Annotated in this window: 11 protein-coding genes; 6 read left to right on the top strand and 5 right to left on the bottom strand. The window is 61.1% G+C overall.

Going from position 1 to position 9,609, the window contains the following annotated elements:
- The coding region (locus J0F76_RS19060; RefSeq protein WP_207471925.1) for a hypothetical protein at window positions 1–228 on the bottom strand (228 nt) is incomplete at its 3' end.
- Complete coding sequence (locus tag J0F76_RS19055) at window positions 225–599, bottom strand: MobC family plasmid mobilization relaxosome protein (RefSeq protein ID WP_207471924.1); 375 nt, start codon at window positions 597–599, stop codon at window positions 225–227. The genes J0F76_RS19060 and J0F76_RS19055, both read right to left, overlap by 4 nt.
- A gap of 208 nt (window positions 600–807) precedes the next feature.
- On the opposite strand from J0F76_RS19055, the gene J0F76_RS19050 reads away from it, so the two are divergent.
- From J0F76_RS19050 to J0F76_RS19030, 5 genes are all read left to right on the top strand, one after another.
- A complete protein-coding gene (locus J0F76_RS19050) occupies window positions 808–1,491 on the top strand; it encodes a hypothetical protein (RefSeq protein WP_207471923.1) in 684 nt (227 codons plus the stop codon).
- A gap of 66 nt (window positions 1,492–1,557) precedes the next feature.
- Window positions 1,558–3,549 carry a type IV secretory system conjugative DNA transfer family protein gene (locus tag J0F76_RS19045; RefSeq protein ID WP_207471922.1) on the top strand — a complete coding sequence of 664 codons (1,992 nt, stop codon included), beginning with the start codon at window positions 1,558–1,560 and terminating at the stop codon, window positions 3,547–3,549.
- Between the two features lie 90 nt (window positions 3,550–3,639).
- A complete protein-coding gene (locus J0F76_RS19040) occupies window positions 3,640–4,119 on the top strand; it encodes a hypothetical protein (RefSeq protein ID WP_207471921.1) in 480 nt (159 codons plus the stop codon).
- Between the two features lie 248 nt (window positions 4,120–4,367).
- The gene (locus J0F76_RS19035) at window positions 4,368–4,739 is read left to right on the top strand and encodes a hypothetical protein (protein ID WP_207471920.1); all 372 of its coding nucleotides are present in this window, start codon (window positions 4,368–4,370) and stop codon (window positions 4,737–4,739) included.
- Entirely contained in the window at window positions 4,732–5,067 is a 336-nt protein-coding gene (locus J0F76_RS19030; RefSeq protein ID WP_207471917.1) for a hypothetical protein, read from the top strand. The genes J0F76_RS19035 and J0F76_RS19030 overlap by 8 nt, the downstream gene beginning before the upstream one ends.
- Window positions 5,068–5,198: 131 nt before the next feature.
- Here J0F76_RS19030 and J0F76_RS19025 read toward each other — a convergent pair whose 3' ends face one another.
- Window positions 5,199–5,399, bottom strand: coding sequence for a hypothetical protein (locus J0F76_RS19025; protein ID WP_207471915.1), 201 nt, complete (start codon window positions 5,397–5,399; stop codon window positions 5,199–5,201).
- Window positions 5,400–6,320: 921 nt separating this feature from the next.
- On the opposite strand from J0F76_RS19025, the gene J0F76_RS19020 reads away from it, so the two are divergent.
- Window positions 6,321–7,382: a replication initiation protein gene (locus J0F76_RS19020; protein WP_207471913.1), complete on the top strand. Its 1,062-nt coding sequence runs from the start codon at window positions 6,321–6,323 to the stop codon at window positions 7,380–7,382.
- Between the two features lie 264 nt (window positions 7,383–7,646).
- Here J0F76_RS19020 and J0F76_RS19015 read toward each other — a convergent pair whose 3' ends face one another.
- Window positions 7,647–8,027 carry a hypothetical protein gene (locus J0F76_RS19015; RefSeq protein WP_207471911.1) on the bottom strand — a complete coding sequence of 127 codons (381 nt, stop codon included), beginning with the start codon at window positions 8,025–8,027 and terminating at the stop codon, window positions 7,647–7,649.
- A 15-nt stretch (window positions 8,028–8,042) separates the two neighbouring features.
- Window positions 8,043–9,609 (bottom strand): relaxase/mobilization nuclease domain-containing protein (locus J0F76_RS19010; RefSeq protein ID WP_207471910.1); only part of this gene is annotated, 1,567 nt, incomplete at its 5' end.

Below are 9,609 nucleotides of genomic sequence, written 5' to 3'. Positions count from 1 at the left end.
CTTGACGCCTGCCGCCGCCTTCAGCTCGTCGGCGCTCTGCGCGGTCGCAATCATCATGCGCGTGGCCGTGTGCGGTCCCGCCGCCGCCGCCAGATTGCGCTGCTCCGTCCATGCCACACGCTCGCTTGTGGCAGGGTGCGGCCCGGCCTCGTCCGGTCGCTTGTCGTGCAGATAGTAGGCCATGCTGCCCTTGAAGCTGTGTCCAATGGCGGCAAGCTGGAAGTTCAACGGTCCAGCCTTTCGGTGATGGCCGCGACAAGCGCCCGGACCTCGGCAAGCGCGACCTCGGCCATGCCGGGCAGATCGCGGCCAAGGTGGGCGGCATGGGCAATCTGATTCAGGTTGTTCCCGATGCGGCCTAGTTCGGCAATCAGCATGGGCGGGATGGCGGCGCGGTCATTGGCCGGGGCCATGATCTTCGCCCCGGCGATGGCGCGGCGGGCAAACTCGGACGGCGACAGGCCCGCCGCTGCCGCGCGGGCCTCGATGCTCGCCCGCTCCGCCGCCGTCATGCGGACGCGCAACCCATCCGCCAGCCGTTCGCCCGGTGCTTTGCGCGGGCGTCCGGTCTTTGCGGGTGTCGGCGTCTCGTCGGTCATGCAACGGCCTTTCAGGACGGGGATGCAAGGGGGTGGTCGGAACCCCCTGCCAAGCCTTTTTGTGAAACAAAAAGTATGCTTGCTCCCCCTCTAAATCTGGTTTACCATAACCGAAGTTAAGAGGGGATTAAACCCCTCTCCGGCAATCCATGAGGCAGACAGGCAGAACGGAAAGCAGGGCGTTTAAACGCTCTCTTGAGGTGTGGCGATGAAAAGCGAGGCAAAGGTTTTTGCGAATAAGTATGACAGCCGGGAAAGCTGGCTGCGTGCTGCGACAAATGTTCTGCGCCCGTATTTCTCCGAATGTGGCCTCGATTTGCCTGAAAAAATCCGCTTCGCCATTGCCTTTCCCTCGACCGGACGGACAGGAAAGCGTGTTGGGGAGTGCTGGCATTTCTCGGCCTCTGCCGATGAAACAACAGAAATCATCGTTCGCGCCGATCTAGCAGACCCGGTGGAAGTTCTTGGCGTCCTGACGCATGAACTCGTCCATGCTTGCCTTCCCGCCGATGCCGGACATGGGAAGCAATACAAGGCCGCTGCGCTCGCTCTCGGTCTATCCGGTCCGATGCGTTCGGCCATGCCGGGGCCGCTGCTACAAACCCGCCTCGCGCAAATCGCTGACGATCTCGGCCCGCTGCCTCACGCTGCTCTCGCAATCGACCGGGGCCGCGACAACAAAGGGCCTGCGGATCGTCCAAAGCGCCAGAAAGCCCGGATGCACAAAGCCGAGTGCGAGGCAACAGGCTGCGGCTATACCGTGCGCGTGGCGGCAAAATGGGTCAACGATGTTGGCCCTCCGGCCTGCCCTGTCCACGGCCCGATGACGGTCGATCTGCCGGAAGCGGCGGAATCCTCCGACGATGAAGAAACGCCCGGCGAGGACGTTTAAACGCTCTCCCGCCCGGCCCCTCTTACTGCTGGAAGTCTCCGCAACGCGCCAATGTGGGGGTGACACATGGCATTCAAATTCACTGACTCAAGTCGCTATCCTTACGAGCCGGGGGGCTTCTTCCTCGGTCTTGACGATCAAGGCCGGGAAGTCGGAATCCGGTCGGAACGCCACCTTATCACCGTGGCCGGGGCAGGCTCTGGAAAGGGCGCGGCGCTGATCGTGCCGAACCTTCAACGGTGGCCGGGTGCCTGTGTCATCATCGACCCCAAGGGCGAAAATGCCTCCGTGACGGCGCAGGATCGCTTCTGCAAAGGCCAATCGGTCGGCGTGGTCGATCCCTACAGGATCACCAAGGACGGGGCCGACGAACTGCGCTGCTCCATCAACCCGCTTGCCGTCATGGACCCGGAAAGCCTGACCATCCGCGCCGATCTGGAAGCCTTGGGCGATGGTCTGATCCGCCGTCATGATCCGAAACATGCGCAATGGGACGATACCGCTGCCGCCATCGTCGCGGGTCTGGCCGATTTCGTGCTGGCCGATTGCCCGCCCGTTGAAAGAACGCTTTTGAGTGTGCGCGGCCTGCTGCTGCTGCCCGAGGACGATCTAAAGGCCATTGCCGCCCAGATGATCGCAACGGCAACCTCTGCGGGGCTGGCAAGGCAGGCGGGAACGCTGATTCAAAACAAGTTCAGCAACCCGGAAGGCGTTCCCGCCTCTGCGTTCGCCCGCGCCGTGCAGGAAACCGGGTGGATTGACGATCCGGCCTTTGCCGCTGTCCTCGGCGGTGATGCCCTGCCCGCCTTCGATCTGTCCACGCTCAAGGCCGGAACCGGGTCGCTGTATCTGTGCATTCCTCCCGGCTATCTCGACACGCGCGGCGGCTTCCTGCGCCTGTTCGTGCGCATGGGCCTGATGACCATGATGCGCGATCTTGCGGACCATGGCGGCAAAACCGGGCGCTGCCTATTCCTGCTCGATGAATTTCATAGCCTTGGCAAAATGGAAATTGTCGCGAAAGCGGCGGGCCTCATGCGCGGTTATGGCGTCCAGCTTTGGCCCTTTCTGCAAGACCTCGGCCAGCTTGCCGCGCTCTATGGTCAAGATGAAATGGGCACGTTTTTCGGCAATGCCGACGCCCATATCTTCTTCGGCAATACTGACGCTGACACGCTCGGTTATATATCGCAAAATATTGGCGTGTGGACACAAAAGGAAATCGGCGCTGTTCCACCCACGCAAAGCGGCTTGAACCTCGATCCTGACCGCCGCGCCCGCGCGTTCGATCCAATCCACGCGCCCCGGCCTATGCCGACAATGCCGCACCGGAAACTCGGAGGGCTGTTCTCTGTGGTCGGCGGAATCTCCGATGCCATCCGCATGTCAGCCCATCAAGCAAGCGTGAATGAGCAGGCGCGGGAACGGCAGGCAATCGACCTAGAGGAAAAGGAACTGGCCCGCGAAGATCAAAACGCCATGCGAGCCTATCAAGACAGGATGGCAAAAAAGGGCGAACCCCTCGTAACGCCGCAGGAAGTCCGCGAACTGGTGGCAAAGCGGGACGGTGAAGCGGTGGCCCGCTCCATGATCGTCTTTGCCAAGGGCGGCGATAAGCTGAATATTCGCCTCGCGCCCTATTTCATGCCGCCGCCAGAAAAGCGCGACGTGGAACCCGATCCCCTGCCCGATAATGTTCTGACAGCAGGTCAAATCTTCGCGCAATATCAAGCGGCAGCTAAAGCCGTATCCGCTCCTGTTTCTGTCTGGCCGCGCATCGTCTTGGCGGTCGTCGGCTACTATGCGGCGTATTTTGCGCTGCTGCTGGTGATGCCTGCGCAAAGCGGGTGGATATTTGCCTTTATGGGCGCACTTCTCGGGTGGGAATGGCAAAAGCGGCGCGATCAACAGCGCCTAGCCATTCTGCAAAAATGCGAACGGGAAATGAGGAAGGCGATGGCAACGCTTCAAACGTGGATGGATGAAAACGGCCCTATTCCGCGAACCCCGGCCACAGCGGCTTGGGTCGACTCCATCAACGCACATGCGCGGGGATAACTGCCCCCCTGCCCTTCTCGGGCAGGGGTTGCCATGATACCCTTTCGGAAACCTGCCGATTTCGAGCGGGGGAAAGGGGCAGTTTAGGGCATGGGGTTAACAGCATCGCAGGCAGCGGCGGAAGTCGGCAAGAGCCTGCCAACCATCACAAAAGCCATACAATCCGGCAAGTTATCAGCGGATGGCCCGAAGGGTGGGCCTTACAGCATCGAGCCTGCCGAACTGTTCCGCGTCTGGCCTAGGGTAAAGGAAACCCCTGCGGAAACCTCGAAACTTCGACCGGATGAAACCCCTAGAAACCTCAAGGATTTAGAGGCTGCTCTTAACCTAGCGAACGAAAAGCAGCGTTCTATGGAAGCCCTTAACGAAAGACTGGTCGATGAAGTGGCGGACCTGCGCCGCCGCCTTGATGCCGAAGCGGAAGAACGCCGCAAGCTGACCGCGCTTTTGACCCATAGGGCGGAACCGCCAGCCCCTGCCCCGGCTCCTGAAATGTCCGCTGCCGCCGCTCCGGTCGTCCGTGGGCGCGGTCTGTGGTCATGGCTTAGGGGTAGGGGCGCAAACGACTAAAAGCCGCTGTAGCGGCTTCCTAGAGGCAAAGAAGGGTATTTACGGAATAATACTAGGCCGGGTTACGATCCCACGGCGAACGGGGAAAATACCGAGAATTGCGCAAGCGGGCAAAAACATTGTTCTCCCGAACCTTGCGAAATAGTTCGGTAAAGTAAGAAACGCGGTTGAAATCATCGCTTAAATTCATTCGATCACCTTAGCGCCGTTATTTCGGTTCTGTCAAACTCCATGGATCAGGGGCGAAAATGGCAAGCGATGAAAAGGATGATCGGCCCGCCGCCGAACAATTCCCGATAGTCGATCCTGAACGGCTGCGGAAAGGGCTGCGGGTTTTCAAGCTGCACCGCTCCGGCTTCAATTGGCGTCCCGGCTCGACCGCCGCAACCATCACGCTCGAATTGACCGCCCTGCAAGCGCAGTTTCTGGCCGTGCGGGGAAAGCGGCGGTTCGGGCTGACGGACGATGCCGAGGCCATAAAGCGCGAGATTGACCAGCTAATCATGCTGGCCGTGGGGCAGGGAACCGTGGACTTGTGGGAATCCTTGGAGCCATGGGCCGGGATAGTGCGCAAAGCGAAACGCGCGGCGGGCGATAAGAAAGGGGTGGGCGATGCCTAGCAAAAAGCCGGAACTGCCCGCCGATGTGGAATTTGATATTGTCGATCCCGACACGCTGCGCGATGCCCTGCGGGTGTTGCAGGTGCCGCCGGATGCGCCCGCCGTATCGGTCAAAGTCGAACTGACCACCATACAGGCGCAGTTTCTGGCGATGCGCGGCAATGAACGGCACGGGCTGGAAGGCGATGCGGCCATAAAGCGCGAGATTGAAACTCTGGTGTTTGAGGATATAGGGGCGGGCCTGTTCGATCTGCGCAGCCGGGTTAGCAGATGGCAGGGCATTATTCGCGCCGCGCGGGGTCCAGAGAAAGGCGAACCGGGCGAATAACCGGGACAAGGCCGGGGTTCCATCGCTCGAACATGGCGCGGCATTCGGCGGCGTCCGGTCGCAGGGTTCCCCAAATGATCGGCCCGCCTTCGCGTTCAAGGGCAACAAAGCCCTTGAACGTGCGGGAATGGTTATTCGGCTTCGCCATTGCGTTCCTTGCGCGGCAGGATCACAAAGCGGCCTAAAAGTGCAATGCCTTCATGCAGTTCAATGCTCATCCCGCCGCTGTCGATCTCCCATGCTGCGCCAACTTCGATAAAGTGCTTTTTAACTTCGCCGTTGCTGTCGGTATATTCGCGCGGCTTCAATACGTTATAGGTTTTCTTTGCCATGGTCTTAAATCTCCTTTCAAATAATTAACCACATTTCAAGTTAAGCGCCCCTTAATCGGAGGCGGGTTGCAAAACTTGTTTTTGCAACCCTGCCACGTGGCCGAACGTAGGAGGGTAGCAAGGGCAAGGGCGGACAGCGAATTATTTTGTTTCGCGAGGAATTTGACCTAGCCAGAGCGAAGCGGCGGCCAGGTCAAAGGGGAAAATAATTTGATGGCCGGGCGGCTTGCCGCCTTTACCCTTGACCGCGCGAGGCACCTAGGTGCCTTAGCCCTTCTTCTAAAAAACATCGTGCCGGGCAAAGCCCGGCGCATATCTCCGCGCCTCCGGCGCGGTTGTTTTTTCTCGCTCCGCTCACCAAAAACAGGGGGATTTGATCCCTATTCCCGGCCCCGCTTTCTCTCGCACGGGATAGCCTGCGCCCGTGTCGCCGCAAGGGGTGGGTGCTCGCCATGCTCGCGGGCAAGTGGCCCGCTGCGCGTGGCTCCGCTCCCGGCTTCGCCGCCCTTGCAGCGCCCCGGCCTCCGGCTCTCTGTTCCGTGCGAAAGCGGCTCCGAAAACAGGGATCAGGCAAACGCCCCGCCTCTGGCCTAAAGGCCGATAGGGCCGCGCCGGGGCGACAGCCCTAGCAGCGGCCCGGAAGCGTGACCTATCCACAGGCGGCGAGTGTGTTCTTAGTGTTCTAAGAGTCGTGTTCCCCCCTTTTTCTGCTTTCAGGATCAACAACTTAATTCCGTTGAGGGGGAGAAATTCAGCCGATTTTCAGTTTCAGGGGGAGAAATTCAGCCGACAAGGGGAGGGATTCAGCGAAAAATTCACAGGCTTTCAGGGGGAGAGATTCAGCGCCGCGCCGCCCCCTTCAGGGGGAGAGATTTAAATTTCGCTTCTCCCTTTGAAGCTGAAGGGCTAGCATTGCCTCCCATGGAGTCGCCCGCCTCATCAAACGTCCTGCCCCTGTTCGATACAGAAGATCTAAAACAGATCTCCGCGTCCGGCTCGGTGTGGACAGTAGATCGCAAAGATCCGGCAACGGTGCCTGTCCCGTTGCAGGTCGTCATGGTGAATGTGGACGGCCCTTACACGGAACGTGACCGCAAGCTATGGACGTTCCTGCTTCATGCGGTGTGGGATGAACTGGGCGAAAAGCCGCTGCACGAACTGCCCGTGTCAGAAATCAACCGGGTGTTTCGTGAACTAGGCGGCGATCATAACACGGCATGGATATGGGAAAGCGCCCGCCGCCTTGCGAAAACGACAGTCGAATGGAAAGCCACGCTAGGCGATGAACGCGTGCAGGGCGTTTCCTCAATCTTTGGCGCGGAACTGTCCAAGTCATCCCGAACCGCCGGTCGCCTTAAATTCCATTTCCCGCCGCTGCTGATTCCAGTCATCAAGCAACCGCTCCGATTTGCCCGGTTGCGGGTGCATTTTATGCTCGGCCTGTCCGGGAAATATGCGGTCACGCTTTATGAATTGCTGGAAGGCTTTGCAAACCGCCGAGACGGTTTATTTGAATGTTCGATAGATGAACTGCGCCAATGGCTGAAGGTGCCTGATGGCAGCTATAAAGATTGGAAAGACCTAAAAAAGTGGGTTCTCAATCCGTCCATTGGACAAATAAACGCTGACCCGCTCGCGGCGGGTTTCTCGGTTGAATACGAAGCTATCCGCGAAGGCCGATTTTATACCCGGCTGCGGTTCCGCTTGGTGAAGGCCAAGCAACGGGAAATGACCGAACGCAAAATTAAATCGCGCGTGAATATCGCAAAGGCCGTGGCCGAAGGCAGAGCGCAGCACCGTCCGGCGCTGCTGCCGCAAACGGTCGAAAAGGCCCGCCATGCCACGCATTACAAGCTGGATATGGATATAGTCACGCGCGAATTTTGGGACCATTGGGACGCGACCGGACGCCCGGATTTCATCAAGGGTATCGAGGCCGCATTTATCGGCTTTGCAAAAAGAAAAGCCCGGCAACTGCGGTGATGGAACGGCGGCGGGACGCAAACGGATTCCCGGATATACTAAACCCGCATTGGCTCGAACCCGGCGAACGCCGTTTCGATTGGGCCAAAGATAAGCTGACGCCGAAACAGGAACGAACGCTAACGGCCATTGAGTCGATGCCATGGGCGCACCCGCTGCGCCGCCGCTTGGAATTGATGATAGATGCCGGGTTATGGCCTCCGCCGCCTGACGATCAGGCCGCGCCAGGGCGATAGCCCTAGCAGCGGCCCGGCTCCGGGTCGTTCATGGCTTCATGCGCGGGCCGCGCGTCGGTGTCGGTGTGTCGGGCTGCTGCGGTTGGGCTGCGCGTAACTCCGCCGCCCGCGCTGTCCAATCGATGCCGAAAAACGTGCGGGCCTTCTTATCGGCCATGCGCTTTGCGCTGCGCTCGATCACGCCCGCGCGTTCGTCGGCCTTCTCGACACGATCCGCCAGATTGCGCAGCGCCGCCGCCTGTTCCTCGCGGGAAAAAAGGCGGGGGTCGGTCTGCAAGCCGTGCTCTACCGTGTCGGAAAGATCGCGGTAGTAGCGTTCCCGCTCCATCCGGCGAAACTCGCTGTCATATCGCGCGGCGTGGGCGTCGGGGTCGTCGGTGTAGCTGGTCGGTCCTTTCTTCTTGGTCATGGTGCTGCCCTCCTTTCAGGGCTTCATGCGCGGGCCGGATGGCCGTTGCGTTGGTTCGGGTGATGCTGCCTTGCTGTGTTCGGCGCGTAGCTGCTTGGCTCGCGCGGCCCAATCGGTGCGCCCGGTCTGCTGCGGCGTAGGCGCTGCGGGCGGCTCCTGCGGCTGCGTCCAGTCGCGCCGCGCGGATGGTTTGCGCTCGGCCTCGATCGCTGCCGCGCGATCGACGGCCGGAACGGGTTTCATATCGCTGTGCGGCGGGTCCACGATGCCGGCCGGCCGCGGCGCCGGCGCCGGGGTCGAAAGGCGGTAATCATCAGTCGGGACACGCGCGGCGGCTTGCTTGGCTGCTGCCATGCTTGCGGCGTCGAATTTGTCTTTCATCGGGTGATGATCCTTGACCGGAAGGGGCTGCGGTTTTCGCGTCCGGTAGGTGCGACCGGGCGCGGCGCTCTCTCTGCTCGCGTAGAACTGCCGCCATGCCTCGCGCATTTTTTCGCGCTCTTGGTTGTGCCGCTCGATCATGTCGGCCTTGGCTTTGTCGATCAGGGCGCTTTGCCGGATCAGCGCCCGGCGCTTTTCGTCATCGAGCGCGGTAAGGGCTGCGTCCCGCCGCGCCTTCATCTGTTCGCGGAATTGCCGGGCGGTCATCTCCTGCGCCTGGCTGAACGCCTGACGCCGGGCCGCGCCGTCCAGGACGTTCGCAAAGGTCTGTCCCAACAGGCCGCGCCCGCCCTGCGGCCCTTCGCGGAATTGCTGCTTTGCTGCGGCTAGGGCGTTCTGCACGATGCCGGAAAAGCTGCGCTCCCGGCTCTCGAACGCGCGGGCGCGGTCACGCTCTGCCTTGAAATGCTGCGCCCAGTCTTTGCGCGTGGCCTGCTTGAACGCCTCTAGCGCGGCGGCGCGGGCCATGTCCGCGCGGTCATAGATCGCCTTGCGGCTGTCCTTGGCCTTCGCGCCCCAATCTTTCCAGTCCTGCTTATGCTGCGCCTTCTGCGCGTCTGACAGGTCCTTGAGGATTTGCCCGCGCGAGGGCGGGCGCTGCTCGGTCGTGCGTTGCTGCGCCGGGCGCTGCTGTGCCTCGGCCCGCTGCCGCTTCTTGTCCTCGATGTAGCGGCGGCGCTTTTCTGGATCAGGGTGGGCGTTCTGCCCGGCTTTGATCTGGTCGTATTTCTTCGCCCGGTTCGGGCTGACGATCTGGCCGCGCCGCTGCTCGTAGTCATTCGCCCATGCGTCCAGCTTCTTGACCTTCACGCCGTCGATGCTGGTGGCCTTGCCGTTGGTCGGGTCGATCCGGTTGACGACAACATGCACATGCGGGTGCGCGGTGTCGTGATGGGCGATGATGACGGCTTGCAGATGATCGAGCGCCAGAACCTTTAAGGCATGATCGGCGGCGCGGGTCATTTCCGCCCGGTCCAGCCCTTCGGCCTCGGACGGGTGCCACGCAAGCGAGAACGCGAATACAGGCCCGCGCGTCGATTTCCGGCCTGTGTTCTTGACGCCTGCCGCCGCCTTCAGCTCGTCGGCGCTCTGCGCGGTCGCAATCATCATGCGCGTGGCCGTGTGCGGTCCCGCCGCCGCC

Origin of the sequence: Paracoccus fontiphilus (assembly GCF_017356265.1) — a bacterium.
GTDB lineage: Bacteria > Pseudomonadota > Alphaproteobacteria > Rhodobacterales > Rhodobacteraceae > Paracoccus > Paracoccus fontiphilus.
The sequence above is the reverse complement of the archived record's forward strand: the minus strand, read 5'-3'. Positions and strand labels throughout refer to the sequence as shown.

What these genes read in the sequence shown, in the direction of transcription:
- J0F76_RS19055 (WP_207471924.1), bottom strand. Translation starts at nt 599, where the DNA reads ATGACCGACGAGACGCCGACACCCGCAAAGACCGGACGCCCGCGCAAA.
- J0F76_RS19050 (WP_207471923.1), top strand. Translation starts at nt 808, where the DNA reads ATGAAAAGCGAGGCAAAGGTTTTTGCGAATAAGTATGACAGCCGGGAA.
- J0F76_RS19045 (WP_207471922.1), top strand. Translation starts at nt 1,558, where the DNA reads ATGGCATTCAAATTCACTGACTCAAGTCGCTATCCTTACGAGCCGGGG.
- J0F76_RS19040 (WP_207471921.1), top strand. Translation starts at nt 3,640, where the DNA reads ATGGGGTTAACAGCATCGCAGGCAGCGGCGGAAGTCGGCAAGAGCCTG.
- J0F76_RS19035 (WP_207471920.1), top strand. Translation starts at nt 4,368, where the DNA reads ATGGCAAGCGATGAAAAGGATGATCGGCCCGCCGCCGAACAATTCCCG.
- J0F76_RS19030 (WP_207471917.1), top strand. Translation starts at nt 4,732, where the DNA reads ATGCCTAGCAAAAAGCCGGAACTGCCCGCCGATGTGGAATTTGATATT.
- J0F76_RS19025 (WP_207471915.1), bottom strand. Translation starts at nt 5,399, where the DNA reads ATGGCAAAGAAAACCTATAACGTATTGAAGCCGCGCGAATATACCGAC.
- J0F76_RS19020 (WP_207471913.1), top strand. Translation starts at nt 6,321, where the DNA reads ATGGAGTCGCCCGCCTCATCAAACGTCCTGCCCCTGTTCGATACAGAA.
- J0F76_RS19015 (WP_207471911.1), bottom strand. Translation starts at nt 8,027, where the DNA reads ATGACCAAGAAGAAAGGACCGACCAGCTACACCGACGACCCCGACGCC.